The organism is Martelella sp. FLE1502 (assembly GCF_053484255.1).
This window is the reverse complement of record NZ_JBAKFQ010000025.1, coordinates 1-26,877: the sequence shown is the minus strand read 5'-3', so window position 1 is coordinate 26,877 and position 26,877 is coordinate 1. Positions and strand designations below refer to the sequence as shown.

Annotated in this window: 32 protein-coding genes; 17 read left to right on the top strand and 15 right to left on the bottom strand. The window is 59.6% G+C overall.

The features are described from left to right. Positions 1–104 precede the first annotated feature (104 nt). Positions 105–596, bottom strand: coding sequence for a L,D-transpeptidase (locus tag V6767_RS18040; protein WP_448474722.1), 492 nt, complete (start codon positions 594–596; stop codon positions 105–107). 647 nt (positions 597–1,243) lie between these two features. Between V6767_RS18040 and repA the strand changes: the two genes are divergently transcribed. From repA to V6767_RS18015, 5 genes are all read left to right on the top strand, one after another. Then, positions 1,244–2,467, top strand: a complete 1,224-nt coding sequence (gene repA / locus V6767_RS18035; RefSeq protein ID WP_448474721.1) for a plasmid partitioning protein RepA — start codon at positions 1,244–1,246, stop codon at positions 2,465–2,467. Positions 2,468–2,603: 136 nt separating this feature from the next. Then, the gene (repB, locus tag V6767_RS18030) at positions 2,604–3,623 is read left to right on the top strand and encodes a plasmid partitioning protein RepB (protein WP_448474720.1); all 1,020 of its coding nucleotides are present in this window, start codon (positions 2,604–2,606) and stop codon (positions 3,621–3,623) included. Positions 3,624–3,796: 173 nt separating this feature from the next. Next, positions 3,797–5,119, top strand: a complete 1,323-nt coding sequence (gene repC / locus V6767_RS18025) for a plasmid replication protein RepC (RefSeq protein ID WP_448474719.1) — start codon at positions 3,797–3,799, stop codon at positions 5,117–5,119. A 175-nt stretch (positions 5,120–5,294) separates the two neighbouring features. After that, positions 5,295–5,660: a type II toxin-antitoxin system RelE/ParE family toxin gene (locus V6767_RS18020; protein WP_448474718.1), complete on the top strand. Its 366-nt coding sequence runs from the start codon at positions 5,295–5,297 to the stop codon at positions 5,658–5,660. Beyond that, positions 5,653–5,979 carry a helix-turn-helix domain-containing protein gene (locus V6767_RS18015; RefSeq protein ID WP_448474717.1) on the top strand — a complete coding sequence of 109 codons (327 nt, stop codon included), beginning with the start codon at positions 5,653–5,655 and terminating at the stop codon, positions 5,977–5,979. Before V6767_RS18020 ends, V6767_RS18015 begins: the two co-directional genes overlap by 8 nt. A 25-nt stretch (positions 5,980–6,004) precedes the next feature. Here the strand turns inward: V6767_RS18015 and V6767_RS18010 are convergent, their stop codons facing one another. Next, positions 6,005–7,084, bottom strand: coding sequence for a site-specific integrase (locus V6767_RS18010; protein ID WP_448474716.1), 1,080 nt, complete (start codon positions 7,082–7,084; stop codon positions 6,005–6,007). 146 nt (positions 7,085–7,230) lie between these two features. Here V6767_RS18010 and V6767_RS18005 point away from each other — a divergent pair, with 146 nt between their 5' ends. From V6767_RS18005 to V6767_RS17995, 3 genes are all read left to right on the top strand, one after another. Then, a complete protein-coding gene (locus tag V6767_RS18005; RefSeq protein WP_448474715.1) occupies positions 7,231–8,184 on the top strand; it encodes a DUF1403 family protein in 954 nt (317 codons plus the stop codon). A 2-nt stretch (positions 8,185–8,186) separates the two neighbouring features. After that, positions 8,187–8,870 (top strand): SMC-Scp complex subunit ScpB, encoded by a 684-nt coding sequence (gene scpB, locus V6767_RS18000; protein WP_448474714.1) that lies wholly within the window; start codon positions 8,187–8,189, stop codon positions 8,868–8,870. Positions 8,871–9,052: 182 nt separating this feature from the next. Next, positions 9,053–9,691, top strand: a complete 639-nt coding sequence (locus V6767_RS17995) for a YoaK family protein (protein WP_448474713.1) — start codon at positions 9,053–9,055, stop codon at positions 9,689–9,691. Here the strand turns inward: V6767_RS17995 and V6767_RS17990 are convergent. Continuing rightward, positions 9,660–10,556, bottom strand: coding sequence for a DMT family transporter (locus V6767_RS17990; protein ID WP_448474712.1), 897 nt, complete (start codon positions 10,554–10,556; stop codon positions 9,660–9,662). The two genes, V6767_RS17995 and V6767_RS17990, sit on opposite strands and share 32 nt — an antisense overlap. A 129-nt stretch (positions 10,557–10,685) precedes the next feature. Continuing rightward, positions 10,686–11,105 carry a nucleoside diphosphate kinase regulator gene (gene rnk / locus V6767_RS17985; protein ID WP_448474711.1) on the bottom strand — a complete coding sequence of 140 codons (420 nt, stop codon included), beginning with the start codon at positions 11,103–11,105 and terminating at the stop codon, positions 10,686–10,688. Between the two features lie 749 nt (positions 11,106–11,854). Between rnk and V6767_RS17980 the strand changes: the two genes are divergently transcribed. Next, positions 11,855–12,124, top strand: coding sequence for a hypothetical protein (locus V6767_RS17980; RefSeq protein ID WP_448474710.1), 270 nt, complete (start codon positions 11,855–11,857; stop codon positions 12,122–12,124). Here the strand turns inward: V6767_RS17980 and V6767_RS17975 are convergent. Continuing rightward, the gene (locus V6767_RS17975; protein ID WP_448474709.1) at positions 12,079–12,522 is read right to left on the bottom strand and encodes an RrF2 family transcriptional regulator; all 444 of its coding nucleotides are present in this window, start codon (positions 12,520–12,522) and stop codon (positions 12,079–12,081) included. The two genes, V6767_RS17980 and V6767_RS17975, sit on opposite strands and share 46 nt — an antisense overlap. Before the next feature lie 129 nt (positions 12,523–12,651). Between V6767_RS17975 and V6767_RS17970 the strand changes: the two genes are divergently transcribed. Then, complete coding sequence (locus tag V6767_RS17970) at positions 12,652–13,341, top strand: NnrU family protein (protein ID WP_448474708.1); 690 nt, start codon at positions 12,652–12,654, stop codon at positions 13,339–13,341. Between the two features lie 5 nt (positions 13,342–13,346). Here the strand turns inward: V6767_RS17970 and V6767_RS17965 are convergent, their stop codons facing one another. The 6 genes from V6767_RS17965 to V6767_RS17940 all read right to left on the bottom strand — a co-directional run bounded on the left by V6767_RS17965 (position 13,347) and on the right by V6767_RS17940 (position 18,865). After that, on the bottom strand, positions 13,347–14,540 hold the full coding sequence (locus V6767_RS17965) for an NnrS family protein (RefSeq protein ID WP_448474707.1): 1,194 nt from the start codon (positions 14,538–14,540) through the stop codon (positions 13,347–13,349). 8 nt (positions 14,541–14,548) lie between these two features. Then, positions 14,549–15,769 (bottom strand): NnrS family protein, encoded by a 1,221-nt coding sequence (locus V6767_RS17960; protein ID WP_448474706.1) that lies wholly within the window; start codon positions 15,767–15,769, stop codon positions 14,549–14,551. Continuing rightward, on the bottom strand, positions 15,766–16,518 hold the full coding sequence (locus V6767_RS17955; RefSeq protein ID WP_448474705.1) for an ABC transporter ATP-binding protein: 753 nt from the start codon (positions 16,516–16,518) through the stop codon (positions 15,766–15,768). Before V6767_RS17955 ends, V6767_RS17960 begins: the two co-directional genes overlap by 4 nt. Continuing rightward, complete coding sequence (locus V6767_RS17950) at positions 16,515–17,357, bottom strand: ABC transporter permease (protein WP_448474704.1); 843 nt, start codon at positions 17,355–17,357, stop codon at positions 16,515–16,517. The genes V6767_RS17955 and V6767_RS17950 overlap by 4 nt, the downstream gene beginning before the upstream one ends. Then, positions 17,335–18,351 (bottom strand): ABC transporter substrate-binding protein, encoded by a 1,017-nt coding sequence (locus V6767_RS17945; RefSeq protein ID WP_448474703.1) that lies wholly within the window; start codon positions 18,349–18,351, stop codon positions 17,335–17,337. Before V6767_RS17945 ends, V6767_RS17950 begins: the two co-directional genes overlap by 23 nt. 85 nt (positions 18,352–18,436) lie before the next feature. Next, positions 18,437–18,865 carry a pseudoazurin gene (locus V6767_RS17940; protein WP_180902367.1) on the bottom strand — a complete coding sequence of 143 codons (429 nt, stop codon included), beginning with the start codon at positions 18,863–18,865 and terminating at the stop codon, positions 18,437–18,439. Between the two features lie 462 nt (positions 18,866–19,327). Here V6767_RS17940 and V6767_RS17935 point away from each other — a divergent pair, with 462 nt between their 5' ends. Both V6767_RS17935 and mog read left to right on the top strand, forming a co-directional pair. After that, positions 19,328–19,702, top strand: coding sequence for a hypothetical protein (locus V6767_RS17935; RefSeq protein ID WP_448474702.1), 375 nt, complete (start codon positions 19,328–19,330; stop codon positions 19,700–19,702). Position 19,703: 1 nt separating this feature from the next. After that, positions 19,704–20,225 (top strand): molybdopterin adenylyltransferase, encoded by a 522-nt coding sequence (mog, locus tag V6767_RS17930; RefSeq protein WP_448474701.1) that lies wholly within the window; start codon positions 19,704–19,706, stop codon positions 20,223–20,225. Positions 20,226–20,504: 279 nt separating this feature from the next. On the opposite strand, the gene V6767_RS17925 is transcribed toward mog, so the two are convergent. The 3 genes from V6767_RS17925 to V6767_RS17915 form a co-directional block, all read right to left on the bottom strand. Continuing rightward, on the bottom strand, positions 20,505–21,047 hold the full coding sequence (locus V6767_RS17925) for a hypothetical protein (RefSeq protein WP_448474700.1): 543 nt from the start codon (positions 21,045–21,047) through the stop codon (positions 20,505–20,507). Positions 21,048–21,068: 21 nt separating this feature from the next. Further along, positions 21,069–21,890 (bottom strand): hypothetical protein, encoded by an 822-nt coding sequence (locus V6767_RS17920; protein ID WP_448474699.1) that lies wholly within the window; start codon positions 21,888–21,890, stop codon positions 21,069–21,071. Positions 21,891–22,012: 122 nt separating this feature from the next. Next, entirely contained in the window at positions 22,013–22,963 is a 951-nt protein-coding gene (locus tag V6767_RS17915) for a helix-turn-helix transcriptional regulator (RefSeq protein ID WP_448474698.1), read from the bottom strand. Positions 22,964–23,197: 234 nt separating this feature from the next. Between V6767_RS17915 and V6767_RS17910 the strand changes: the two genes are divergently transcribed. The 5 genes from V6767_RS17910 to V6767_RS17890 all read left to right on the top strand — a co-directional run bounded on the left by V6767_RS17910 (position 23,198) and on the right by V6767_RS17890 (position 26,544). After that, on the top strand, positions 23,198–23,842 hold the full coding sequence (locus tag V6767_RS17910) for a dihydrofolate reductase family protein (protein ID WP_448474697.1): 645 nt from the start codon (positions 23,198–23,200) through the stop codon (positions 23,840–23,842). Positions 23,843–23,853: 11 nt separating this feature from the next. Further along, positions 23,854–24,219 carry an ArsR/SmtB family transcription factor gene (locus V6767_RS17905; protein WP_448474696.1) on the top strand — a complete coding sequence of 122 codons (366 nt, stop codon included), beginning with the start codon at positions 23,854–23,856 and terminating at the stop codon, positions 24,217–24,219. Next, positions 24,200–24,673 carry an SRPBCC family protein gene (locus V6767_RS17900; protein ID WP_448474695.1) on the top strand — a complete coding sequence of 158 codons (474 nt, stop codon included), beginning with the start codon at positions 24,200–24,202 and terminating at the stop codon, positions 24,671–24,673. The genes V6767_RS17905 and V6767_RS17900 overlap by 20 nt, the downstream gene beginning before the upstream one ends. 247 nt (positions 24,674–24,920) lie before the next feature. After that, the gene (locus V6767_RS17895) at positions 24,921–26,036 is read left to right on the top strand and encodes an HPP family protein (RefSeq protein ID WP_448474694.1); all 1,116 of its coding nucleotides are present in this window, start codon (positions 24,921–24,923) and stop codon (positions 26,034–26,036) included. Between the two features lie 88 nt (positions 26,037–26,124). Beyond that, positions 26,125–26,544, top strand: coding sequence for a hypothetical protein (locus V6767_RS17890; protein WP_448474693.1), 420 nt, complete (start codon positions 26,125–26,127; stop codon positions 26,542–26,544). 111 nt (positions 26,545–26,655) lie between these two features. On the opposite strand, the gene V6767_RS17885 is transcribed toward V6767_RS17890, so the two are convergent. Further along, positions 26,656–26,877: hypothetical protein (locus V6767_RS17885; RefSeq protein WP_448474692.1), on the bottom strand; the 222-nt coding region annotated here is incomplete at its 5' end.

Sequence of the window (26,877 nt, the reverse complement as noted above, 5' to 3'; positions counted from 1 at the left end):
AGTGCTTGGCTGTATTACACCGTTTAGTCAACCGCCTAAAAGCTACGGTGTCAATAAACCCTGCCTCGTTCCCACCAGTTTAAAATAAGACTTTCGTCTAGGTATTACCGGACCACTACGTGTGCGCCGACACCGACACGGTCATATAAATCAATGACATCGCTGTTGAACAGGCGGATGCAGCCACTCGAAACTGACTTTCCAATCGAAGACGGATCATTCGTGCCATGAATGCGATAGAGCGTGTCGACGCCATCCTGGTAAAGGTATAGCGCGCGAGCGCCGAGCGGATTTACCTCGCTGCCGGATAGTCCCGTGGCTAAAGGAGCGTTGATCTTTGGACGGTCGCCGATCATGGAGCTTGTTGGCGTCCAGGTCGGCCACTCGGCTTTTCTTCCGATGACAGCCTCGCCCGAAAAATCATGGCCTTCTCGTCCGACCGCTACGTTGTAGACCAGCGCTGTCTCGGCGTCTTGGACCAGATAGAGCTTGTGGTCCTCCGGCTCTACGACGACTGTTCCGGGCGGCTCTGCGGTCTTGAAGCCAATCAGCGATGGCCCGACATTCGTGCTCTGCTGGCCGTCGCTCTTCGGCACTTCCGTTGAAGGATCTGCGACGCAGCCGAAAAGAAGGAAGACTATGAATTAGGATGCAAGTGTTCTCGTGATCTGAATTGGTTTCGGCATTTCCAGCTGCATCGCCTGCATTGAGTTAAAAGGACAGACATCGTGTTGTCCTGCGTGATCCTGATGACGGTATCATCGGCGACGAGAAGTTTGAAAGCTTTGCCTTTGATGGTCTAGGCCATGAGGTGGCGAAGACCACGGGCATGTGCGGCCATTGCGGCCGGCCGGACGACATAAGGAAAACCCCTAGTGCCCCACCCCTCAAACTTTTTTCCCCGCTTCTGGGTGGAGCTAATTCGAATGGCGATTCGGTAGAAGAAGGCTGATTTCGCACAGACCTGTCTGAAAAAGCATCGAGTTTGGCGGCTTCGCCCTGATGTCAGCGCACGCCAAATCGAAAATTTAGTACCAGTGCTTTCGTCCTGAACTTATCGAAGGCAAGATGATAAAGCTCTGAAAAATATGCACTTAAAAGGTATTCCGGCGATCGCCGCTGGGGAAACATGGCATCGCGTTAAGGCTTTGTTAACTAAAATCGCCTTGCTCGTAAACGCTTCGCGGGTATCATCACGGATATTCGGAATTTCTGCGGAAAAAACGTGATTGGAGAGATTAACGTGAACGCTTCGGCGCAGATTGACAGAGCGCGACTACCAAACGTTGATGATGTTATCGGCGCGCATGCTGAGCTCTTGGGATCGCAGCTTCAGAGTATCAGCGAAACTCTGTTTCCGCCAACCGCCAGTAAGGCTTTGCGCCGTTTCACGTCTGGGGAGGCTGCGAAGCTCATCGGCGTGTCTGACTCGACGCTTCGGAAGATGACTCTCGCGGGCGACGGTCCGTTACCTGAAACTGCGAGCAATGGCCGGCGCTTCTACTCCCTCTCCGACATCAACGAAATTCGAGCAATCTTTGCAGCCAACGCACGCGGCCGCGAGGCAATCGACTTTGTTCCGCACCGCCGAGAGGGTGAGCACTTGCAGGTGCTTGCCGTGACGAATTTTAAGGGCGGCAGCGGAAAGACCACGACATCGGCACATCTCGCCCAATATCTAGCATTGGCGGGTTATCGAGTATTGGCAATCGATCTCGATCCGCAAGCAAGTCTTTCCGCCCTGCTCGGCGTGCTGCCCGAGCTGCATGTGGGGCACAACGAGACGCTTTACGCAGCAATCCGGTATGATGACGGTCGTCGTCCCCTGCGCGATGTGATCCGTCATACATATTTTGATGGCCTCGATCTTGTCCCCGGTAACTTGGAACTAATGGAGTTCGAGCATACCACGCCGAAGGTCTTGGCAGAGGGCAGTGGTTCGGATGCCGGCGCGATCTTTTTCGCGCGTGTGGCAAGTGCAATTGACGAAGTGGCGAACGACTACGATGTCGTGGTGATCGACTGCCCTCCCCAGCTTGGTTTCTTGACACTTGCCGGCCTGTGCGCGGCTACCTCCATGATTGTGACGGTGCATCCGCAAATGCTGGATGTATCGTCGATGAGCCAGTTCTTACTGATGACACGCGATCTCTTAGGCGTTGTGCGTGATGCGGGGGGAACGCTGAAGTTTGACTTCGTGCGCTATCTGCTCACCCGTTATGAACCTCAGGACGCGCCCCAAACAAAAGTGGTCGCGCTGCTCCGCAATCTATTCGACGATCATGTCCTGACCAGTCCGATGGTGAAATCGGCGGCGATCTCGGACGCAGGCCTGACGAAGCAAACCCTTTACGAAATCGGTCCGGGCAACCTTACGAGATCGACCTACGATCGCGCGATGGAGTCATTGACAATGGTGAACGGCGAGATCGAGGACCTGATGAAATTGGCTTGGGGGCGCACATGACTACCCCCCTCGCCTCCTCCGCTGGCGACTTGTTGGGAGCTCCCAACAGTATGGCTACCGCGTATGATCCACTTGTTGGGAGCTCCCAACATGGACACCGTCGACGCCCCAACGATCCTCTTCAGGAGCTTTTCTCATGAGCCGCAAGGACGCGATCAACTCGCTCTATCTGCAGAAGCCGACTTCGAGCGCCGGTGAAAGCGAGAAGGCTGGTGAACGGGTAAGAACGGGTGCCATTTCCGCTATGGGCACATCGCTCAAACAAATGACCGATGGCGCAAAGCTGGCAAGTCGTCTTCAGGAACAGCTGGAAAAGGGAGATGTCGTCGTTGAACTCGACCCAGAGGCAATTGAGCGCTCGCCAATAGCGGATCGTATTCCGATTGATGTTGACCCCGCATTCGATGAGCTTGTGAAGTCGATATCAGATAACGGGCAGCAAGTGCCAATTCTCGTCCGTCCCAGCCCGGCAGGCCGCGGGCGCTTTCAGATCGCCTATGGTCGTCGTCGATTGCGTGCGGCGCAGGCGTTGGGTAGACCGGTTCGTGCTATCGTTCGCAGCCTTACTGACCAAGAGCTTTTCGTGGCTCAAGGACGGGAGAACCTGGATCGCGAGGACCTGTCCTTTATCGAAAAGGCATTCTTTGCGAAGAATCTCGAAGATTCGGGATGTGACCGCGCGACCATCATAGCTGCTCTTTGCTCGGACAAATCGGATGTCAGCAGATATATAGCGATCGCACGGCGAGTGCCAGAGAGGCTCGTCGGGCGGATTGGGCCGGCGCCCAAAGCTGGACGGGCACGCTGGATGAAGCTCGTTGAAGCTCTAGAAAAGGAAGAGGATGGCGATCGGCTCGAGCGTATTCTTGAGGAAGAGGGATTTGCTTCAGCCGGTAGCGACGGACGGTTCCAGCTTATACTAAAGGCCTTGGACGTCAAAAGCGCACGGCCGAAGGGTGGCCGTGTCGAGCAATGGAAAACGCCTTCGGGTAAGCGCGGCGCGCGCATCCAGACGGACAAGGCTACAACGACGTTGATCTTCGAAGACAAGGTCGTTCCCGCGTTTGCGCAGTTCGTTTCAGCTAAACTGGATGAACTGTATCAAGAGTTTGAAGATAGGCAAAAGGAGGAAAAGGATCAAACAACAGGCCGCTAGCTACGGTCAGAGAGAAAATGGCAAAGAAAAAGGCCCCGAAATCACTTCCGGAAGCCTTCTCTACGTGTGGTAACTAGAGAATCGCACTTCCTGGAATCTCAGTCAAGCTCTTTTGGGCGACGAGCGTCGATTCGGCGATCCTATTTCTATTGCCTGGCAACAGGTGAACAAAGATGCAAACACATACTGCAACAACGACGCCCTTTGGGCGGCGGCCGATGTCGCTCGCGATGCTTTCAAGCCAGAAAGCGGCGCGGGAAGTCCCGAAGGGGGCACGGCTCAACAAGTGGAAACTGTTCCACACCGTGCGCGAGGCGCGGGAAGCGCTTGGGGCGAGCGATCGCGGTCTTGCGATCCTGAACGCGCTTTTGACCTTCTATCCCGAAAACGAGCTTGCGGAGGAAACCGGCTTCGTGGTCTGGCCGTCGAATGAGCAGCTGATCGCCCGCGCCAACGGGATCTCGCCGGCAACGCTGCGCCGCCATCTGGCCGTCCTGGTCGAGTGCGGGTTGATCATCCGCCGCGATAGTCCGAACGGCAAGCGCTTCGCCAGGAAGGGCAGGGGAGGGCAGGTCGAGCAGGCCTATGGCTTCGACCTGTCGCCGCTGGTGGCAAGGGCGGCCGAGTTCGAGGCGATGGCCGCGCGGGTCGCCGAGGAGCGTCTGGCGTTGAAATGCGCACGCGAGCGCCTGACATTGCTGCGCCGTGACATCGTCAAGATGATCGAGGCCGGGCTCGATGAGGGCATTCCGGGCGACTGGGCGAAGATGGGCCGTGTTTACCGAGACATCATCGACCGGCTTCCGCGCCGCCCCGACCTGGCGATAGCCGAAGATATTTGCGATGCCTTGGCCCTGCTGCACGAGGAAGTGCGTGAGACATTGGAATTGCACGTAAATTCGGAAAAAAGGAACGCCAATGAGTCTCATTCTGAGCGCCACAAACAGAATTCAAACCCAGAATCCCAATTTGAATCTGAATATGGCTTAGAAAATAAACCAGAAGCGAGCGGCAGCGCCGAAGAAACCGACAACCTGCACAGCCTGCCGAAGCGGGAATTGCCGCTGGCACTGGTGCTGGATGCCTGCGAGGGCTTTCGGGATCTGGCAAAGGGGGGATCGATCCGCAACTGGCGGGACTTCCTGGGCATCGCCGAGATCGCCCGACCAATGCTGGGCGTCAGCCCGAGCGCCTGGCGGGAGGCCGCCGAAATTATGGGCGACAAACAGGCCGCGATTACCCTTGCCGCGATCTATCAGCGCGGAGAGGCCGTCATCAGTCCCGGCGGGTATCTCCGCAATCTGACGGAACGAGCGAGAGACGGCCAATTCTCGGTCTGGCCGATGGTGATGGCGCTGCTCAGGGCAAGGATCGAGGCCGGAAACAACCCGCCGCCGCCAGAACCCGATGCCGACGGGAGAGGGGAGGACCGCCGCGATGATGGTTTTTCCGTCTCGCCCGCTCTGGCACGCTCGCTGAAAAAGCCGCGGAGATGACTTGGAGCGCAGGCGTCATCACGGAACGTGCCGCCGTGGTGAGAAAAGCCGATGTCCGGACATAGGAGATACGGATAGTTGATCATTTGCCGGCACCTCCGGAGGAAGCGTCACCGTTGCCTTGAGGAGAGAAATTGGATATATCCCAAAGTATCTATATCATTTAGGATATTAAATGACGAAATGGAAGGTCGCGTTTCATGACCGCTTCAAAGGCGAGATCACAGATCTTCCAGCAGATGTTCGGGTCGAATTGCTCGCGCATCTGATGCTGCTTCGCGAAAAGGGATTTCGATTGGGACGGCCTGAGGTCGACACACTCGAAGGCTCCAAACACGCGAAGATGAAGGAACTGCGCGTCAAGGTGTTGAAGGTGCAATGGCGGTTCGCCTTTGCCTTCGATCCGGAGCGAAAGGCCATAGTCCTCTGCGGCGGTGCAAAGAGCGGTGTGAGCCAGAAACTCTTTTACAAGCGCCTGATCGATCTGGCGGACAAACGGTACGATGAGCATTTGAGCGAGTTGGAGAAGAAACATGGATGATCTCGATAAGCTGATGCAGACGCTTCCTGAAGAAGAAAGAGGCGCTATTGAAAAGCGTGCCGGCGAGCTTGTTACGGCCTACAATCTGCGGGAACTGCGCGTACTTGCCGGACGGACGCAGGAGGATGTGTCCGTCGGAACCGGTATCAAGCAGAACAATGTTTCGAGACTGGAGAAGCGGGCCGACATGAAACTGTCGACGCTTCGCGATTATGTCGAATCCCTTGGCGGCACGTTGAAGATCGTCGCGGAAGTCGCGGGCAAGAAAGTTGACCTGTCGAGCATTACGGAGCGCTCCCGACACGGTCCAAAGCTCTGAGAGAGCCCCGGCAGGAGAGGGGTAGCTAAAGCCCCGCCGCCTTGGTGAGGTTTACCCTGAACCGGTCGCGCCTGCGCTGGTAACGCCTTGTCATCTCGGCCGACGCGTGGCCGAGTTGTTTCTGGACGTAGCGCTCGTCGACCTCGGCCGAGGAGGCGAGGCCCGCTCTCAAGGAGTGACCGGAGAACAGTTTTTTCCGTTCGGCCTCGGGCAGTTCGCCGCGAATCCCGGCGGCAAGCACGGTCTTCTTGATGAGGCGGGCTACCTCCTGATCCTTCAGCCGTTCGGGTCCGACGGCCTTGCCCTTGCCGGTCACACGGCGGAACAGCGGGCCGTGGCCGATCCTGCCGAGTTTCAGCCAGGTTTCGACAGCGGTGACCGGGCAAGTGAGGTCCGATGAGCCGCGGCCGATTTCCACCTCGCGCCAGCCGGTCTTGCCGCGCAGCGTCACGATCATACCCTTGTCCAAAATTTCGATCCAGCCGCGACCATCCTCGGTCTGGTCGCGGCCGCAATCGAGCGCCACGATTTCCGAGCGGCGCAACCCGCCGGCAAAGCCGATCAGCAGCATGGCGCGATCGCGCAGACCCCGGAGCGTTCCGCGGTCGAGCGTTTCCAGCATGGCAATCAGTTCTTCCGGCAGGATCGCCTCCTTCTGGCGCGGCGGGGCTGCATGGCGATTGCGGATGCCAGCAAGAACGGTGGCGATGTGTCGGTCGCGGCGATCAAGCGTGAGGCCGCGCTGCTGATAGTTCCAGGCAATGGCCGACAAGCGTCGTTCGATGGTGGAAACCGCGCTCGGTTTCGCCCCGGGCGCTGCCTCGCCTGAGGCCAGTGCTGTGATGTAGAGCCCGATCGTCTCCGGATCCGGGGGCAGGGGGGAGAGCCCCTTGCGTCGGCACCAGTTTGCAAAATGCTTCCAGTCCGAAGCATAGGCGCGCCGCGTATTGGTCGAGCTTGCGGCTTCGACATAACTGCGGGCGCGATCGACCAGCGGTGCCAGATGGCCCGAAAGCGCACCCGACGGCCCGGAATGCTCCAATGCAACATCCGCCTCCGTGTTGAGAGACGGGCTGGCGTACGGATCGGCGTCGTTTTCGGGCATTTGCGGCCTCAAAATTGGGTTTTTCTTTATAATGAGAAATATGACCGATAATGCAAGATTATCAATCATAAAATGCGAAAGACAGGCTGTGCGGTTATGATCGATTATTCTGGTATTAAATGCTCGTTTGTTTTAGCCTCAACGCCATGGATTCGTACGCTACGCCACACACCAGAACCGCCACACCCACCGGTCCCCTGCCGGGCTGGACCAGCCCGCGCGGGCGCGAGTTGAGTGAAGCCGATGCGGCCTTCTCTTCCGCTATCGCACTGAAATATCTTGATGATTTCGTTCGATCCGAACCTGCATGGGCCGGTTGCTGGCGCGCCCGTCAGGCCCTGAAATGCGCCGCCGCCGCCGTGCGCCTGACCGGTCGCAACGAGGACGAACAAGCGTTGCGCGATGCCGTTCTGCTGACGGCCCCTGGCGACGATCCCGGCCCGGCCGGAAAGATTTTTCTGGCCTACAAAAGGCTCGCCGCCCGAAAGCCCGGCTTCTCTATAAAGCAGGTTGAAGATCTCACCGACCTGATGGGGCTCGCCTTCGACGACCAGCTTGCCGCCATCCCGCTTTTGGCAGACACCGCGCTCCAGTCCGGACACGCCGTACCCTTCGTGGTCGCCGATCTCGTCTCCGCAATTCTTGCCGTCCGCCCGGATACCGAACCGCTGGCCTGGGCGATGGCCGATATGATGGTTGCCACCCTGCTGAAATGGGACCGGCCTGTGCCGCTGCTGATGGCCGAGCGCTACGGCCCGGCGTTTCGGACCATCGGGGGCAGGGGGCGTGTGAGGGCCGGGGAACCGGGATTTGCTCGTGCCGTCTGTCTGGCACTGGCCGATGGCGCTGCAACTGCATTGCGATCGGCGGACGCAATCGCCCACCGGGCCGATGTTCTTGTGGCCGTCGCGCCGAAGGTGCGGACCAAGGGCGCAGGCCCCGTCATTCGGGCGTTACTCGACGAGGACGCCATCCCCGCGAGTGCCCCCGGCAGCAATCTTTCCCGCTGGGCGGCCTCGCGTCTGTTCGAACGGCTGGAAAGTTTCGGCGCCGTGCACGAATTGTCGGGCAGGTCGTCGTTCCGGATCTATGGGCTATGACCATGACCGGAGCAAATACCGCCAAAACACGCCGCCGGAAAGCGAAGGCCGCAGATGACCATCTGTTTGATCGTGAGCTTGAAGGGCAGCCGCCGGAGCTGCGCTGGCGCGAATGGATGTTGCGCGTCGAGGCGGTGATCTTCGCCGCCGCCGAGCCGGTCACCCGCGAGACACTCGCCCGCGTCGTCGGCAAGGATTGCAGCATCGATCTGCTGATCGACGATCTTCGCGAAGAACTCACCGGTCGCCCCTACGAGATCGTCGCCGTCGCCGGAGGCTGGCAGCACCGAAGCCGTTCAGCTTACGCGGACGCGATCCGGGCATCGATGGCGCCAACGCGGGGCGGGGGCGTAGCACTTTCCGAATTCGAAACCATGGTGCTGATGGCCATCGGCTACTTCCAGCCCATCACCCGCGCCGAAGTCTCAAAAATCTTCGGCAAGGAGGTCAACCGCGACACCATCGCCTCGCTTCGCAACGCTGCCCTCATCGCCTCCGGCCCTCGAAGCCCCACCCCCGGCGCGCCCTATACTTATGTGACCACCAAGCATTTCCTTTCGGCCTTCGGCATGGAAACACTCCGCGACTTGCCCGATATAGAGGCGCTGGAGGATGCGGGGTTACTCAGCAGAGAAGCCGTACAGGAAGAGGCGATGGCGGCCGCGGTGGAGGGCGAAGAGGAATGAGGGCGCGTACCAAGTGAGACCCGACTTCATCAGGAAGGTGCAAGACGGGCGGGAGGATGCCGTATTCGCATTACGGCAATGGCCAATCGATCGAAGCAGGACGAGCACCTGAACATGGGCGGGCGTATTGACGTCGACTTCCTGGAGAGCACGTCATAAGAAATAGCCAGGCGGACTTTTCGGTGTCCGATGAAGAGCAAAACAGTCGGGACATTTCGATGCCGGAGAATTCCGAAACCCGCGGGCGGGATGCTGACGCGAAACGTCAAACCGCGTGCCTTTCGGCCCCGCAGGGTCTTGTATCGTTGGTCCTCAACGCCGTTACCGGGTGGGTCGATGCGGTCGGCTATCTCGCCTTGCTGTCCTCTATCCAGATGTTCCCCTCTTTCATGAGCGGCAACCTGACCAAAATCGTAACCGAAGCCGTGAGCGGCCACGGGGCGACATCTGTGAAAATTGCCGGTGCGGTTCTCGCCTTCTTCGCAGGCGGCGTTGTTGGTCGCTTGGTCAATACGGGCGAAGCGCGGCGAGATCCGGCGTCGCTGGCACTGGTCGCAGGCGTGCTCGGCGCCTCGGCGGTCAATCTGGAGATGGGCGGCTCCCCATATCTGACGCTGGTGGCTCTGGCGGCGGCGATGGGCATGATCAACCATGCGTTCAACGGTCACATGGATTTCGAGGTGCGCACGTATCTTAGCGGGATATTGGTGACGCTGATGGCTTCCACGCAGACGGCTCAGTTCTGCGTGGAAGCCATCAGCCATAATGATAACAAGTGGTTTGAGCATGCTATCTTCCGCTGTATCTCCTGCTTTCCCTGAGAACCGCCTGATAGTTCGAGAGCAGGATTATTGCCCCGCCGAGGAAAACCCAAAGGTCGATGACCTCGCCATAGGCGTAGTAACCAACAATGGCCGCCAGGGGCACGCGAAGAAAGTCAATGGGTATCACGACCGATGCTTCGAGCCTTTTGAGGGCCTGTGCCTGGCAGAAGTGGGCACTGAGCGCGCCAATGCCGGCGACCAACATCCACGGCACATCGGTCCAACTGACCGGCTGCCAGTCCGTGAGGGCGAAAACAAAACCCAAGGGTAGCTGGATCAGGATCATCCAGACAACAATCACACCGGGCGAACACTTGCGTGTCAGCTCTTTCACGCAAATCAAAGCCAAGGCGTAAAACGCGGCGGCCAGCAGGACGAGGCTCGCCGCCGGATCAATCATTCCGAGGCCGGGGCGTGCAATGACCAACACACCGAGAAACCCGCCAAGGGTTGCCAGAATACGTGGACGCGTCAGCTTCTCCTTGAGGAAAAGCCAGGCAAAGAACGCGACCCAGATCGGCATCGTGAATTCCAGCGCGAAAACCGATGCCAGCGGCAGGAGGACGACGCCGATTGTCCAGAAATACTGCCCCGTAAAGTGGACGACATTGCGGATAATGTGCAGACGGACCATTTTTGCCTGCCTTATCTCGGGCAGGAATTGTCTAGCCAGGACGATAATGATGCCTAGGCCGACCAGCGCGCGGAAGAACAGGACCTGCCTGATGGATAATGACGTGGCGAGTTCTCGGGATCCAACGGACATCCCGATAAAAGCGGCCATGCTCAGCGCGACCCATATCAGGCCTTGTGAAAATTCTGCCCGGCTGCGCGACTGATCCAAGTTGAGGTTAGCAGACATTGTGTTTCTGTTCTCGCTCGACGGAGCGTCTGGAGACTGAGGCTTGCGGGCTGATCGTTCACAGCGGATGGACAGCCCATTGCCCTTCAGGGGCAACAAACCGGATAGCGTGTTCAAAGAGGGCGGAGCCTAAAGCTCGGCCGGGTCCTGGGGCTGGTTGACCGATTCCACCGTCAAGCGGCAGACCCGGCCGTCTCGTGTCGTCCAGTCGATTGAATGCCCGGCTTTCAGGCCGATCAACGCTGCGCCGATGGGAGTCAGAACGGAAATTTTGCCTTCAGCGATATCGGCTTTTCCGGGATAAACCAGCGTTACCTGTCGGTCTTCGCCGAGATCGGTCGTGAAATGAACAGACGAGCCCATACGCACCACATCAGTAATAATGCGTTCGTCTTCAACGATACGAGCTCGTTCGATTTCGCTGATAAGAAAATCGGCAAGGTCAGCATTCTGCTCGGCAAAGCGTTCGGCAAGAAGCAGAAGGCGCTTGTGGTCGGTTTTCGTCAGAACAATTGCAGGTTTGCGCAGTTTCTTTTGGTTTGAAGGCACAGTCTGTCTCCTTGCTGAGATCATCAGCAAAATGAAGGCCGCGAGTGCGGGCGTTATCTCTGCTATCTAGGGATTTGTGTCACTTGACAGGCGCTGTTTCGAGCGCCCGGTGGCAAAATGCCTGTGCCCCGCGACCGGGGCGCGACGCGACCAGGCCGGGGGCTATTTGCCTACGATAAGGCGAACCCGTTGGGAGCGGAGATGGAAACTCGTATAGTTCATAGTGATAAGGTGTGTCCTCGCAATCGATCAAAGTCAAGTGGGCTGGCGTGGGAGCCGGTGCGGCGAAGTGTCTGATGTTAGCATTACAGTTGCGATTTTGATTTGATATGGGCTCGTCGCCAGAGCGACCATGGGATGATGTGTGCGGGTCGGATTTGCTAACGCGCGAGGCGGTTGGCGATGCGACGCACCGTTTTTGGGGGTGGCGCGGCGTTGGCATGATGGCGAAGGCGAGCATGACGAGCGAGACGTGGCGATGCCAGCCATGCCTGGAACGGGTTTCACAAGGTCGAACGTTGCATGGACTCGAAGCGGCTTTTCTTGCCCATCCGTAACCTTCGTAGATCATTCGCCCCTGCGTTCGCTCATCGGCGTCCCACTCGGTCTTGCTTCGGCGCTGGTGATTTTCTTGACCGTCTATTGGGGTCTTCATGCCGCCTTTTTCCGCGCGGACCGCTGGCTCTGGCGGATATGAACGGAGGCGATGGCGAGCTGGGGGCAGGCGCTCCGGAGCTGGCACTCTGACGGTGATCGAAGCCTACGAACAGTCGATGATGGGGATGCATGAAGAGATGATGGACGGCTTGCGCTATGACGATCCGGGCGTGGCTTTCGCGCCCGGCATGATACCGCATCACCAGGCGCGATCGACCTGTGCATCTGGCGGCGTCAGCGCGGTATCGAAAGCGAGCCATTCCCGCCATACGCTGGCCATAGAGGAGGCGAGACGGATCTGTCTTGTCGTCTCGCCTTATGGCGGAGAGGATCGTGCCGGTGACCCCATAGCGAAGACCTGAGGCGAGAGCACAATGTCGGCGAGTGTGTAGTGGTCGAAGACGCTGAGGAAGGATGCGAGCGCTTCGTTCAGGATTGTCGGCAACTTGCAGGAGCTCGTAACTACGCATTGGTTTCCTGTCGCAAAACATTCGACAAGTGCGAAATCGGCCTCCGTTGAGCGGATTACCGCGCCGAGATTGATCCGCTCGGGCGGCAGTGCCAGACGGAAGCCGCCGGAGCGACCGCGAATACTCACAAGGTATCCGTTTCTGGTCAGCACATTCACGACCTTCATCAGATGTGTCTTCGAGATCGAATAGGCGGCCGATGTCTCTTCGATCGTGATCAGACGGTCGCCGGCCGATGCCGCATACGTCAGCACGCGCAGCGCATAGTCGGAAAAGGTTGTCAGACGCATCGGCGCACTCCGTGGATGCTGCGGCAGCGGAACGCAGAGGACATTCCGCATCCGGGCATTTTTTCTGTTGTCGGTATTATCATATATCGAAGATGATTCTTATCTTTCGGCGAGAGAGGGGACCAAAACATGACGAATTTTCTGCTCGCGATTTTCGCTTTCCTGCTGGCCCATGTTATTCCGCCGGCGCCGCCCGTGCGGGCACGGCTGATTGCCCTGCTCGGGCGCCGTGGTTACCTCACTCTCTATTCTTTCCTGTCGACCCTGCTTCTGGTCTGGATCATTGTCGCCGCCCGGCAGGCGCCATTGATTTACCTCTGGTATCCAGCGCCCTGGCAGGCCCTCGTTCCGGTGATCGCGATGCCGTTCGCCTTCTGGTTCATTGGCGCAGGGCTTGCGGCGCAAAACCGGTTTTCGATCACCTTCCGGCGCAGCGGTGAGACGGGCTCACAAGGCTCGATCACCGCCATAACCCGCCACCCGGTGCTGGTCGGTTTTCTGATCTGGTCGCTTGCGCACATTCCGCCGAACGGGGATGTGGTGTCGCTGATCCTGTTTGGCGGTATGGGACTGCTCGCCCTCGTTGGAATGCCGGTGCTCGACCGCCGGGCGCGTCGCCGGCTCGGCGATGGCGAATGGGCGACCGTGCGCGCACAAACCTCCGTCGTGCCGTTTCTCGCGATCTTTGAAGGACGCGCGCATTTTCATGCGGATCGAAGTTTCTGGCTCTGGACGGGCCTTGGGCTGGCCTTCTATGTCTGGTTCCTGTTGCAGGGACACCGCCTGCTGATCGGCGTCGATCCGATGGCCTGGCTGTAACCGTTTCAGCTGCGGGGCTTGGACAGCATCGGTCCGTAAACCACGCCGAAGCCCACAAAGGCGACCACCCATGCCACGCCGGCAAGGGGCATCAGCGTGAATGTCCATGCCGGGTTGAAAGCAGCCACAAGACGCAGGACCAGTGCGGTCATGATCGCCAGATAGATTGCCGCCGTTGCCGGCGGTGCGGTCAGCGGATGGCCGGTATGGCCGCGGCTGGCGCGGGTCATGATCGCAAGCGTCATGCCGCCGATGGCGCCTACGGTCCAGCAGTGTATGGCAGCGCTTTCCGCGCCGGCGCTTCCCGTAAAGGCGGCATAGCCGGCGAAGACAAAGCCGAGACTGACCGGCAGGAATGCAAGATGCAGAATGAAGACCAGCGGCTCGGCAAAGGTTTGCAGAGGTCGCCAGCGCCATTGCCGGAACAGGTTGAGGGCACCGATGGCCATCAGAAGCATGCCCAGGACCGGCTCTTCTATGTCAAATGCGGGAAACACGACCCATGCGCCGAGACCGGCGGCGCTCATCACCATCACGAACCGGTCGAATTCGCCGAAAGCAGGCGGCAGCGCCGGAGTTTCCTGCTTCTTGAGCCAGTTGCGGGTGAAGCTTGGAACGACCCGGCCGCCGATGGTCTGGATCAGCATGATGATGAGGGCAATCGCGGCGCGTTCGGCATAGACCGACGTGCCGTAGCGGATGTTTTCGTAGTAAAACAGGATCTGCGTGGCGGTAAACAGCGAAAGGACCACGATCACCTTCAGGTTCCGCCAATTATGTCCGGCCAGGATTTCCCGGGTCAGAAAGCCGATCAGCGTCAGCGGGAAGGCGAGAGCCGCAAGATAGACAAGGGCGGGCGGCAGCGAAGCCGAAAAGGCGACGACGACCCGTGCGCCAAGCCAGAGGCCAAACAGGGCCGCAAGCGGCCAGCCGACCACCGGCAGGCGGCCCGTCCAGTTGGGAACGGCGGTCAGAAGAAAGCCCGCGATGATCGCCGGCACATAGCCGTAAAGCAGTTCGTGGACATGCCATGCGACGGGCGTGAACATGCTCGGCACCTGGATGAAGCCCAGATACCACGGCACCCAAAGTGCGATCAGCAGGGCGGCGTCAAGCGCGCCGAAAAGGAAGAAGGGCCGGAAGCCATAGCTGAAAATCGCCGGTCCCTGCCATGCGCGCAGTCTTGCCATTGTCGTCATTGTTCTTCTCAGCAATCATGTTGGTTGAGAGTTGCGGGATTGGCGAACGCTGGCCAGTAGACCCTGAGCCAGAGCAGAAAGCCGCCGGCCCAGAAAATTGCCGCCACTGCGTGGTGGTGACCGACGAGCCCGGACGCGATCCCGAATTCGGGAAGAGTTCGGATTGCGATCGCGATGACGATCAGTGCGATTGCTATCCTCGTCTCCACGGAAAATGCGAGCGGCTGCCCCGTATGTCTTAGCCCGGCAATGCAGAATACCGCGATGACGCCGAGGCCAAGCCCTCCCATCAGGGCGATGTGCAGGCCTGTCGTTTCCATTACCGGCAGCCCGAGCCGGGCGCATCCGATCACGATGAGGCCGATTCCTGCCAGCGCGCTTGATCCGGCCAGCACGGCGATTTCAGCCCGGAAAAATGCGCGTCCGACGAAAGCTTCGGCCACGCGGTCGAGAAAGGCCGCGCCGGCGGCGATGAAGACAAATCCCGTGACCTCAAAGGACAATCCGGAAAGTTCCGCCGCGATCAGAATGGTCATCACACCGGGGGCGAGATTGAGCCGTCCGGGATGCGGCCTGAACGGGGATGTCTCTCCCGATGGATCCAGAACATCGTTGGTAACGGGCACTGTGATGCGTGCCAGCGCAAGACCGAGCAGCCCGAGGAAGATGAAGCCCGAAAGGTGGGTGAAAAGCTGCGCGTGTTCCACGTTCCCGGTTGCGAAGGCATAACGCGTTGCCGTTTCGCAAAGCCACAGACCTGCAAGCCAAAGGATAAAACCGGTCAGTCTGCTGTTCGTCTTGTCCAGACTGACGCGCAGCGCATAGGCCGCAAGAAAGCCGGTCCAGACAATATCCGCGATGGCGCCCATCCACATGAAGCCCTCAGTGCCGACAAGCCCGCAAATGCGTGCAACACCCCAGATTGCCGCGAGTGCATCGAGCTCCTTGCCGCGAAGGCGCGGCGTGTCCGTCCATTCCGGGATGGCCGTTGTTATGAAGCCCAGAAGCGCAGCGCCGAACGCTCCGATGATCATTTCGTGCACATGCCAGATGCTCGGTGGTATTGCCCCAGCCACAGGAAGTTCGTAGCCATGAATAACGACCCACAGGAACGGCCAGACAGCCGCGTAGACCGCACTCAAGGGGAAGAACAGCCTGAAACCTTCATCACCGACAACGTGCAGGAAGCTGAGCCGGCCGCGCAGAACGGATGTGTCGACAAGGCTCATCCGCTCATCCTTTCGTCGACGTCGTGAATATGACGAAAGGCAGGGTCTTCCTGTATCCAGCGCTGCGAGAGCGCGAAAAGCTCGGCATCATCGCGCATGCCAGGCGTTCCGGGAACCAGACGTTCGCCGACAATCCCGGCCCCGCCTACATCCAGCACGGCCACGCGATGGGCTATCCGTGCGGCTTCCATCAGATCGTGGGTCACGAAGATACCGCCGAAGCTGGACGATTGCGTCGCGGCGATCACGAGATCCTGCATCCGCCGTTTCAGCGCAACATCCAAAGCGGTGAAAGGCTCATCGAAATAGATAAAGTCCGGTGCGACAATCAGCGCACGTGCGATTGCACAGCGCTGGCGCATTCCGCCAGAAAGCTCGCCCGGATATTTTTCAAGATCGTCCGGTTGGAGTGCAACATTGGCCGCAACAGTCTTCAACCTCGCCCTGGCCTCCCTGCGCGAGGTGCCGGAGATCCTCAAGGGATAGGCGATGTTTTCGGCCGCCGTGGCCCAGGGCAGCAATCTCGGTTCCTGAAAAATCATCGCATGGCGTTTGTAATTGCGCTCAACCCGGCCGCCGATCGGCGACAGCAAGTCAGCAGCAAGGTGAACCAGCGTGCTTTTTCCGCTGCCGGAGGGACCAACCAGGGCGACGATCTCGGACGCTGATACCTCAAGGTCAATATGGTCCAGCACCGTGCGGCCGAGATAGGCATGACGGAGCCCTTTCAGGGTGAGGCCAGTCTTCATCGTTTGATCCCCCACGGGACTTCGGCACGCCGCCAGCGCTCGAACTCGGACCGGACGGGATGGATGACGCCATATTCGAAGATCAGCAGCGCGATCACCGCGATCATGACCCAGGCGAGCGCCTGCGTGATATCGAGATAACTGCGGGCTGCCGACAGTTCGCCACCGATTCCGCCGACATTGGCCAGCAGTTCGGCCATAACCGCGACCTTGAACGACATGCCGAGGGCCAGCGTCAGGGCGGTAAACAGATGGGCGGTGAGTTGTCGCAGACGCAGGCTTGTCATCCTGCGCCAGGCATTTGCGCCGAAGACGCGTGCCATGTCATCGAGCTTCCGGTCGCGGCTCAGAATACCCTCGGCCGTTCCCGCGAAGATGATGGGGACGGCCGTCACCACCACAGTTGCGATGACGGTTCCGTCGCCCGCGCCGAACCAGATCAGGGCCAGAACAATCCAGGCAATCGGCGGTACGCCGATCAGGATCGTGATCAGCGGCCGCGCCAGCCGGATCGTTGCCGGGGAATGGCCGGCGACCATGCCGAGCAACGCACCGGAGAACGCGGAGAGGAGGAAGCCCTGGAGCGCACGTCCGACAGTCTGCGCGATCAGCGACCATGCAGCCGGATCGGACAGGATCGCCCATGTGGCGGTAAGCGTTGCGAGCGGGGAGGGCAAAATGAACGCCCCCCATTGCTCGTGTCCGTATTGCCATACGGCGGCAAGCAGCGAGAATGCTGCCAGCCCCGCAAAGCCGGACCAGAGAAACTGCCCGGTCCGGCCGAGGCGATCCAGCACGGGGCGCAAGACGCTTGCGCTAAAGTGCGTAAAATCCGTCATCAGGAAGCTTTCCGCCGATAATGCCGGGATCGCTGTCGGCAAGGATCGACAACAGGGATTCGATTGCCGGTCGCGCCGTGGTCGCCTGTGTTGCCGTCAGATTGGAATAGCCGATCGCTTCTTTCAGAACAGGCCAGGGCATGCCAAGTGCGGAGGCCGCATTGTTGGCGGCATCTGCCGGTTCCGCATTGACGGCGGACGTTGCCTCGACCAGGGCCATATGAAGGTCCGGAATGAGGCTTCCATTGTCTTCGAAGAATGGCTCTGTCACCGCAAGGCCTGCCTGTGGCAGAACCGGCGGCACATTCATTGTCTCGCCCCAAGCTTTCTGCACATCGATTGCACGGGTGACTGTCACACCGGAGGCCTTGCCTTTGATGATGGCGGCCGAGGCGGCCGGCTCCGGCACAAGCGCGGCATCGATCCTGCCGCTCAGCAGGAGCTGCATGGCTTCAACCGGCGTGCCCGTGGTGTCGAGCGACAGATCCTGTTCTGGATCGATATCGTGGGCCTTGAGAAGCCGCTTGAGGATCAGATCGGGCGTGTCGTTGCGGAAGGGAACCGCAAGCTTTCTGCCGCGCAAGGCCTCGACCGTTTGCAGAGACGGATCGGTGGCAATGATATAGAGCAGTCCGTTGGTCAGCGTGTTGACAAGCCGAACGCCGAAGCCGCGATTATACATATTGGCGGCGACCTGGACCGGCATCACCACCAGCGACATCTGGCCGGAGGTGATGCCGGCACGGACTTCGTCGGGATTGCGCCAGACGTTGAATGCGGCCTTGTCGGCGATCTTCGAGAACGCGCCCGTGGCCGCGGCCTGGGCGAGCGTGATCGACGGTCCGGCAGGCGGCCCGGATAGCAATATTTGCGCAAGCGGCGCCGCGGCTGCGGCATGGCCCGCGCCAAAGCCGATTGCGGGCAGGCTTGCCATGCCGGCCATTCCGGTAAGGAACGTGCGGCGGCGAAGTGGGACGTTTGTCAGGCCGTTCATGACGGATTCCTTTCGACTGCTTCAGGACAGTCGATCTGCTTGTCGGGATGCGCCATCGAAGATTTCCTTTTGCACGTCGTGGCGTTCAAAGCGTGTCGAGATAAGCCTCGAACCGCTTGCGTGCGCGTGGCGGGACACGACGGGCGACGAATTCCTCAGGCGCCTGAGCTTCACCGACCGCGATGATCATGACCATGCCCATGGCGTAATGCGGTTTGCACTTGATGGCGTAAACGCCCTCGATATCGGGCGAAAACACGACTTCCTCGTTCAGCCGACCCTCAAAGCCCAGAGCGCCTTCCGGGATCATGCCGTCAATGGTTTCGGCATTGTGTCCCCGTTCGGCGGCAACAAAGCGCACTGTATCACCGGGCTCAATGACGAGCAGACCGGGCTCGAACACCATGATGCCATCGTCACCTCGGTTGAGCATGTTCACGACATGATCCTCGGCCCACACCGGAGCCATCGTGGTGGTTAGCGCGAGAAACGAAAGGGCGAAGATGCGGAACATGGATACACCGGTCAGAGTATCGGCCAGTCGCTAGCGGCCGAGCCAGGATAAAACATGTATTTTATACTCATCTTTTATGGCGACGGTCAATGATCACCTGACCGGCGGGTCAAGTTGACGCAGTGCGACCGGCTATTCGCGCATCCTGCGATGCCGAGGACCCTTGAACGGTATGAAACCAATCCGCGAAAAATCATCAGTATCTCCGTCAATACAATGAGCCCGAGGGGCCTTGGAAGCCGACGTTATGCTGCCGCCCAGGTGACCGCCACCACGAGGGGCGATGTTTGTTCTGCGTCAAACAAAATAGAGAAGAGGGGTCTCGAAGTGATACTATATATTGACCAAATTTCGAATCCAGACACATGATGTAGCTCAGTACCGCAATTTGGGATCGAGTCATCTCCTCAGCCAGTGCCACACTTCCTCACATCGATATTCGCGCAAGCATCGACGAATATCTTGCTCTCGCAGCTTCGAGACACACTTTCGAAGCGATGGACAGTTCAGCCGCTTGCCTTGAAAAGCGGCGGACCTGCGCGTTATGTGCGAGTCGCGGAAACGGACGGCCTGCTGGGGTTCATCACGCCGCTCTCGTGCGATTTTTGCGCATCCTGCAACCGCCTGCGCGTCAGCGCTACCGGCGACCTTTACACCTGCATGGGCGATGAAGGCCGGGTCGGTCTCAGGGATGCGTTGCGAACGAGTGACGACGACACGCCGGCCGATGCGCTGATTTCGCAAGCGGTGGCGATGAAGCCCGAGGGACATGCATTTTCAATTACTAATACCCGAGTCGAGGGCATCGGGCGGACGATGTCCGTGCTAGGAGGTTAAGATGCTGATCGTTGCACTGACCATTTCCGATCGCGCCAGCCGCGGCGAGTATGAAGATCAAAGCGGCGCCATGATCGAGACCTGGCTGGCGGAGACCCTCACGTCGCCTTACGCTTTAAACCGCGTCATCATCCCGGACGGGGTCGCCTCGGTGCGGGATACGCTGACGGAGCTCTGCGACACTGTTCGCGCCGACCTGATCCTGACCACCGGCGGCACGGGCCCTGCGCCGCGCGACGAGACGCCGGAGGCGATGCGGGCGTTAATGGAGAAGGAATTGCCGGGCTTTGGCGAGTTGATGCGGCGCATCAGTCTGGAACAGGCGCCGACGGCCATCCTCTCGCGCCAGACCGCCGGTGTGCGCGGAAAGAGCCTGATCGTCAACCTGCCGGGCCGTCCGGCCTCGATAAGGCTTTGCCTCGATGCGGTTTTCCCGGCGGTCCCCTATTGTCTCGATCTGATCGGCGCCGGATGCATCGAGACCGACCCGGCGCGGATCAAGGCGCATCGTCCGGCGGGCTGAGGCCGGTCATAAGAAGGAGTTTCAGACATGAGAGGACGACCCGCGCCGGAACGCACGGTTATCATCGACGGCAAGCCGCTTCCGGAGGTTCTGGACGAGGGGATGATCCGGGCCGTGGTGCACGGCTTTTACGGCCGGATCCGCGAGGAGCCGCTGCTCGGGCCTGTCACCTGGAAAGGCGGAGTAGGCGTCTCTGTTGCAAATCGCTTGTCGCTGGGGGGAGCCTGCCATGCTTCTGCTATCCAGCCCTCCATTCCTGGCACGCCCAAAAACGTCGCCTCAATTGGCCTTGCGCAGATCCGTATCGAAAGTGCCCTCAACCCGTCGGCAGTCGTTCGGGTCAGCGTCCGCAAACATACTGTCCCTGCGGCAGACAACAGCCGAGAAGCGGCCTTGAGCGGCGGCCCCGTCTTCCAACGAAAGCACATCAAAGACGATCTCGGCAGGCGTCCCGCTGTCCTCACTGAGGTAGAAAGGTTCGCTCATCCCGTCCGGCCACCAGGAAACCGACACATCCATGATGGAGGCCGACGCGTCGCCACCCATCAGCGAAACCTCGATCGTCAGGACGTCGCGCATGATGCTCTCGGCATCGGGGTTGTGCGCCTGGATGGAAATGGACGTCACCGGCCCCATGGGTCGAAATTCAGCCGTCGATGTTCCCTCTGATGGGATATCGAGCGTTTCGCCCGAATAGGGCGTTTCATCGATGGTGGCATCGACCATGCCGACCGGCGTTTTTGCGATTTGGGCCTGTGCGGGCTCGATCAGGCAGAGGACGAGGCCGACGGTTGCCAGGTGAGGCGCTTGGTTTAAGTTCATGGAGTGGATCCTTTCATGCGCTTATGGGTACGACCATCCGTCATGTTCGATGCGGAAGATGCGCAAGGGTGCGTCGGGTCGCGTGGCGTCGCCGCGCAGGCGGAAGACGGCCGTGTGCGTCTGGCCGAAATTCTCAACCTCGACATTGATGGTGATCATGCCCCGGAACATGGGCTGATCGGGGTCGGGAACCGGTTCGGAGACGCTGCCCTGAAAATCCTGCGCGCCGATGAGCAGGTCCGCGCCGGGTGGGCGCGATCGCAGAGCATCCCTGAATCCGGTGGAGAAAAACACGTCGGGCGCGGACGGATCGCGATGGCTAAGCCCTACGCCATGGTCATCATAGTCATAGAGCGCCGCGACGAGCGCTCGCGCGTGTTCGATCAGGTCATCGCCTGACCACGCCTGCGGGCCGGTCGTGGGGGCAGGGAGAATCTTCTCGACGTCAACCGCTTCCTCTTGTCCCTCATGCGCTCCGCCGTTTCCGAACTGGATGTCATCGTCGAAATCGGCGATCAGGTAGCGTTGCGCCACCCAGCCGGCGGTAGCCAGATCGGCAGTGCGCATGAGGCACCAGCGCGGCGGCAGGGCATCGAGTTCGGCTTCGGTCATCGCCGAAAAATGCACCATTGTGTAGAATGGCACGCAGGTGATCTGCTGCAGCTCGCGCTGGTCATGCGCGAAGGTCGCGATCACGGGATAGTCGGCGCCTGGTCCCATACGGACATTGAGAACGTCGTTCGGCGCGACTCCCGTTACCCGCCAGGCATCAGGGCCGGACCCGTCGATCTCGGCCTGGGCAACGCTCGCCAGCAAGGCAAACGCTGCGGCGATGGCCGCCATGGCATTTCTGCGGGCTTGTCTGTTTCCAAACACGGTCAATTCACCTCCGGCGAACCGCAAGGATATCCCGGGTTCAGGGGCGATTGACAATAGAGCGTTTGCTCCATTGCGTGAGAGGCGTGCTACATGCCGCCGACAAGTGTCGCGAGTTCCGCCTTGCTGGAGATGCCAAGCTTTTCGTAGATACGTACGATCTGGTTGCGCACGGTGGATGGTGATGTGCCCAGGGCGCGCGCCACCTGCTTGTTGGTCATGCCAGATGAGAATAATCCGGCGACCTCGCGTTCGCGTCGGGACAGGCCCGAAAGCGTCGAATGAACCGACATGTGAACGAAGTGATTACTGCCAAACCGGGACATGCGCACATCGAGACGTTCCCCGCGCCAACGTTTGCCCTGCTTGAGCAGTGTCATCACGTCAGCCGGGAGCCGGGCGATATGCCCAGACCACTCGTGCCCGGCAAAATCGTGAAACGGACCTTGTGTGCACAGCACCCAGCCTTGCCGGTCCACCAGCGCAATTGCCTCATGTTCGAAGGCCGCCCGGCCGGTCCATAGCTCCCGGTTCATACGCAGCGCCTGGGACAGGTGCGGCATAAGCATCTGCTTGAACATGCGCTCGGCATCGGAGAACATCACCGGCCTGTCATCCGCGCAAAGTCCAACGAAACTGACATAGCCGTCGGTTTTCTCCCCGACAATCGTCGCCATCATATGCGAGGCGTCAAAGCGCCGCCAATGCTCGTTGTACGCCAGACTTGCGCGATAGTCAGGAACGTCATCGAAGCGGGCGGTCGCGCCGAGGCGGTTGAGCGTCAGGTCGCAGAAGGCATCTTCCTGGGCGACAGTGTCCCATTCGCCCAATATCGCCTCGCTTTGGTTGAGGACGGTCAGGTCCGTGACCAGCCGGCCGTCAGCCCAGCCGCCGCCCCACACACCGAAATCGAAGGGAATGAAGCGCTGCAGTTTATTCAGTACGCGCAGACGCAGTTCGTCGGGCGTGCATTGCGAGGCGTCATGGTAAAGTTCCAGCAGAAAATCGCTGAGCCTTGATGCGTTCTCCGTTCCGCCCATCACGACAAGAGCCTCCCCGTAAAATGTTCCGCGCGGGCAAGCATATACAGAAGACGGGCAAAGCTGAATGCCACGAGCGGTAAAAGAGCCTAGGGCGGGTTAGCCTTCGCTTCGATCCTAGCGCTTCAGGAGCATCCCTTATTATCGGGAACGTTTGGAGTTCACTTTCCTCTTGAGCGAAGTATTCCGGCGTGATAGTTGGCTAAAAGGGAAACTATCATGCCGGAGGCTGGAATGCGCGTTGTCATTTTGAATTTCCTGTCGCTCGATGGGGTCTATCAGGGGCCGGGATCTCCTGATGAGGATCGGTCGGATGGTTTCGAACGCGGTGGCTGGTTTGTGCCTTTCGTTGATGCGACCCTGGAGAAACGCGTGGAAGAATGGGCGGCGACAGCATCCGGATTTCTGTTCGGAAGACGGACCTATGAAGAGTTTTCGGCTGTCTGGCCCGCCATTACCGATCCAGCCGATCGCAACGCCGCCCGGCTCAACACGCTTCATAAGTATGTGGCGGCCACCTCCCCAGTCGATGTCGCCTGGGGCCCGGTCACGGTTTTGGACCGCGATGTTGAAGCCACGGTCGCCGCCCTTAAGCGGGAGGAAAGCGGCGAACTTCAGGTGCATGGCAGCGGCAGATTGGGTCAGTCTCTCCTGGCTGCGAACCTCGTCGATGAACTGCGTATCGCGATCGCGCCGGTGATTGTGGGCCAGGGGCGAAAGCTGTTTGGCGACACGCAAGCGCCATCAGGTTTCAAACTTCTTTCCGAGGAGCGAACGCCATCGGGCCTCATCATGTGCCGTCTTGAGAACGCGGGCAATGGGTCGGCTGGAACATATGTGCGCGGGCAGACCAATCTGGTCGGCGCCGCACAGGATTGAGGAGCAGGTTGATGGCAACAGCCGCCTCGCAGATGTCCGACGATCTGAGCGCGATCTTCCTGGCGCTCGCCGATCCGACGCGCCGTGCCGTCATTGCCCGCCTCGGGCAGGGGCCGGCCAGCGTCAGCGAACTCGCAAGTCCTTTCGACATGGGGCTGCCTTCATTCATGAAGCACATTCGGCTTCTTGAAAACAGCGGGATGATCCGGACCAGAAAGTCTGGGCGAACCCGTACCTGCGTGATCGACGGACCAGGCCTTTCCAATGCCGAGCGGTGGTTGGCGGAGCAGAGAAAAATCTGGGAAGCCCAGGCCGATCGGCTGGAGGCTTTTGTAATGCTGGAACAGGAGGGCAGAAATGCAGACAGTGACCGCTGAATTCGATCTCGAAGTATCCCGGATCATCAAGGCGCCGCGGGACCGCGTCTGGAACGCCTGGGTGGATCCGGAACGCCTTGCAAAATGGTGGATACCACATCCCCTGATCTGCCGCGTCGTCAGTCTGGACGTTCGACCCGGCGGAGCGTTCGTCACTGAAATGAGCGAGAATGACGGGCCGTTCGTGCCGCACCTCTCGGCCTGCTTTCTCGATGTGCTGGCCGGGAGACGCATCATCTACACAAACGCGCTGACTGGAGGCTGGCGACCTGCCGCAAACAGCTTTGTAACGGCGATCATCACCCTTTCCGATCATCCAGACGGCACACATTACCGCGCGCAAGCGCTGCATAAAAGTCGTGCCGATCGTGAGAAACATGAAGAGCTCGGGTTTCACGATGGCTGGGGCACGGTGGTGGCGCAACTGGCAGAATGCGTGGAGACCAAGACATAGTGGCAAGAGAGACTGGAGCGCCTTCGGCCAAGGCGGAAGCGTCCTGCGCCAGAACAATAGCCGAAGGTGCAGCGGTAGGGATACTTGCTCGGCATGATCTGTTGCACACCCGTTTGTATCGACATAACGAGGAGAACGATCGCACAGCCAGACCGATCTGGCCCAGATGGCGGGAGAATGAAACTCGGTTGCGAAGATGAAATCAATGACAATCACAGGGCGTCTGATCCGGGCTATCGGGCCCGCGATGGCGCCCATTTCCCTTCGGGAATCCATCCGGGCGGGTCTCGGCGCCACGCTCGGTCTTGTCGTCGTGGGGCTGTTCGTTCTGGCGCCGACGGTGGATCTCAGGCTCGGGCTCTATCTCGTGGCGCCCTTCGGCGCGACTTCGGTTCTGATCTTCGCGGTGCCCAACAGCCCGTTGGCCCAGCCATGGTCCGCAATCGTCGGCAATACGCTTGCCGCAATTGTCGGCGTTGCCGTCTGTCTCACCGTTTCGGAGCCGTCGCTCCGCATCGCCCTGGCGGTGGGGATTGCGATTGCGCTCATGAGCCTCGCCCGCGCCGTCCATCCGCCGGCCGGGGCTGTCGCCATGACGGCGGCCATGAGCCCCGATGCCATCCACGAACTGGGGTTTCGTTTCGCCATCACGCCCGTGGCAACCGGAACAACGCTTCTCGTCCTCATCGCCTGGATCTACGCGCGCACGACCGGCCGGCGCTATCCATTCCGGCAGTTCGAGGAGCAGAATGTCCAGGGAACGAGCGATCAGCCGCCTGCCGAGCGCCTCGGTCTGAGCGAGGCCGAGCTGGTCGATATTCTGCAACGGTATCGGCAGTCCCTGAACCTGGGCGTGGAAGATCTGGCAAGGCTCATCGGAGCGGCGGAGCTGCAGGCAGCCAGCCATCAGACCGGCGCAATGACGGTCACCGACATCATGTCGCGCAATCTGATTACGGTCGGTCCGGACACCACGCTGTTCGATGTTGCGGATTTGTTCGAACGCCACAGGTTCACGTCACTTCCGGTGGTCGGACCGGGCGCGGAATTCATGGGCGTGATCTTTCAGATCCACCTCATCAGTCAGGCTGCGAGAGAGGGCTTGAAGCACGATCGCAGCTTCCTTCCCGCGTTCCGGCACATGCTCGGTCGCGAACAGCTGAAGCCGACAATCGCCCGGGACATTATGCAGGTGCGCGGTCCGCGCGCGGCGGCAACGACCCCGTTGAGCGCATTGCTGCCGATGATGGCCGATGGGGAGGTTGACGCGGTTCCGGTGCTGGAGAACAACCGCATCATCGGCATTGTGACGAGGACAGACCTTATCGCCGCGATGGCGCGAAGCGCTGTACGCGAGACGTAGTTTCCCGGACCGCTTTTGGTAACCGCAGCCACGCTTCACTGCGTGAACCCAACTTTCCGCTTTGGTATCCTGGCTCAAAGTGACCAGAATGAAGTCGGAAACAGCCATGGAGACCGGCCCGCGCTTAGGGCGGCAATTTCATCAGCCCGGGGCGACGCTGCCGTTCGGCTACGAGCAGTTTATTCAATTGAATATCATTTTGACGGGTCGTTGGTTCGTATCCCATCAAGACCCTTTGCTCACGCCCACTGATTTGTCGATCATGGTCAAGATCGTAAACGGCATTAAGTTCGGCGCCGCGGTGGAGCTTATACCGCAGCCAAAAATTGGCGTAAGTCACAAGCTGGTCGTCGTCAACCCACGCAATGTGCTGAAAGCGGGTTGTCGACGTGCCGCGAGTATTCCGGCAGACGCATCGCCTCGCCGAACACCTGCTGTGCACTGTTTACGTGGTTTTCGTTCTGCCCCACGCTTCGAGCGCTGTCACCGTATGTCTGTATATGAATAAACTGGTAGCTCATGCTGCACCTGACCTGTATTCTTATCCTCTGAACAGAATACGGGCCGGTTGTGAAAATCGAAAACGGGATGAGCGAATTTTCGGTCGACGTAAAACTATCTACATTGACAGACTGTCGATAGTTTTTCGGGAGACATTTTCCGAGAGAATTTGAGAGGTATGTTCGGTGACTGGAGCCAGCTCTATATGCCTTTCAAGGTCGAGCAGGGACCCGGAACTGCCGTTTTGTCGCCCCGAAAGCGTGATGCGGGCGCGCGTGTCAACGTCGGAGTAAAATCCGGCCACGGGGCGGAGCAAAAGTCGGCCACTTGTGGCGTGCGC

Bases quoted from the DNA above. Each gene is read 5' to 3' on its own strand.
- repB (WP_448474720.1), top strand. From the start codon at position 2,604: ATGAGCCGCAAGGACGCGATCAACTCGCTCTATCTGCAGAAGCCGACT.
- repC (WP_448474719.1), top strand. From the start codon at position 3,797: ATGCAAACACATACTGCAACAACGACGCCCTTTGGGCGGCGGCCGATG.
- V6767_RS18020 (WP_448474718.1), top strand. From the start codon at position 5,295: ATGACGAAATGGAAGGTCGCGTTTCATGACCGCTTCAAAGGCGAGATC.
- V6767_RS18015 (WP_448474717.1), top strand. From the start codon at position 5,653: ATGGATGATCTCGATAAGCTGATGCAGACGCTTCCTGAAGAAGAAAGA.
- V6767_RS18010 (WP_448474716.1), bottom strand. From the start codon at position 7,084: ATGCCCGAAAACGACGCCGATCCGTACGCCAGCCCGTCTCTCAACACG.
- V6767_RS18005 (WP_448474715.1), top strand. From the start codon at position 7,231: ATGGATTCGTACGCTACGCCACACACCAGAACCGCCACACCCACCGGT.
- scpB (WP_448474714.1), top strand. From the start codon at position 8,187: ATGACCGGAGCAAATACCGCCAAAACACGCCGCCGGAAAGCGAAGGCC.
- V6767_RS17990 (WP_448474712.1), bottom strand. From the start codon at position 10,556: ATGTCTGCTAACCTCAACTTGGATCAGTCGCGCAGCCGGGCAGAATTT.
- V6767_RS17975 (WP_448474709.1), bottom strand. From the start codon at position 12,522: ATGCGTCTGACAACCTTTTCCGACTATGCGCTGCGCGTGCTGACGTAT.
- V6767_RS17970 (WP_448474708.1), top strand. From the start codon at position 12,652: ATGACGAATTTTCTGCTCGCGATTTTCGCTTTCCTGCTGGCCCATGTT.
- V6767_RS17965 (WP_448474707.1), bottom strand. From the start codon at position 14,540: ATGACGACAATGGCAAGACTGCGCGCATGGCAGGGACCGGCGATTTTC.
- V6767_RS17960 (WP_448474706.1), bottom strand. From the start codon at position 15,769: ATGAGCCTTGTCGACACATCCGTTCTGCGCGGCCGGCTCAGCTTCCTG.
- V6767_RS17955 (WP_448474705.1), bottom strand. From the start codon at position 16,518: ATGAAGACTGGCCTCACCCTGAAAGGGCTCCGTCATGCCTATCTCGGC.
- V6767_RS17950 (WP_448474704.1), bottom strand. From the start codon at position 17,357: ATGACGGATTTTACGCACTTTAGCGCAAGCGTCTTGCGCCCCGTGCTG.
- V6767_RS17945 (WP_448474703.1), bottom strand. From the start codon at position 18,351: ATGAACGGCCTGACAAACGTCCCACTTCGCCGCCGCACGTTCCTTACC.
- V6767_RS17940 (WP_180902367.1), bottom strand. From the start codon at position 18,865: ATGTTCCGCATCTTCGCCCTTTCGTTTCTCGCGCTAACCACCACGATG.
- mog (WP_448474701.1), top strand. From the start codon at position 19,704: ATGCTGATCGTTGCACTGACCATTTCCGATCGCGCCAGCCGCGGCGAG.
- V6767_RS17925 (WP_448474700.1), bottom strand. From the start codon at position 21,047: ATGAACTTAAACCAAGCGCCTCACCTGGCAACCGTCGGCCTCGTCCTC.
- V6767_RS17920 (WP_448474699.1), bottom strand. From the start codon at position 21,890: ATGGCGGCCATCGCCGCAGCGTTTGCCTTGCTGGCGAGCGTTGCCCAG.
- V6767_RS17915 (WP_448474698.1), bottom strand. From the start codon at position 22,963: ATGGGCGGAACGGAGAACGCATCAAGGCTCAGCGATTTTCTGCTGGAA.
- V6767_RS17910 (WP_448474697.1), top strand. From the start codon at position 23,198: ATGCGCGTTGTCATTTTGAATTTCCTGTCGCTCGATGGGGTCTATCAG.
- V6767_RS17905 (WP_448474696.1), top strand. From the start codon at position 23,854: ATGGCAACAGCCGCCTCGCAGATGTCCGACGATCTGAGCGCGATCTTC.
- V6767_RS17900 (WP_448474695.1), top strand. From the start codon at position 24,200: ATGCAGACAGTGACCGCTGAATTCGATCTCGAAGTATCCCGGATCATC.
- V6767_RS17895 (WP_448474694.1), top strand. From the start codon at position 24,921: ATGGCGCCCATTTCCCTTCGGGAATCCATCCGGGCGGGTCTCGGCGCC.
- V6767_RS17890 (WP_448474693.1), top strand. From the start codon at position 26,125: ATGAAGTCGGAAACAGCCATGGAGACCGGCCCGCGCTTAGGGCGGCAA.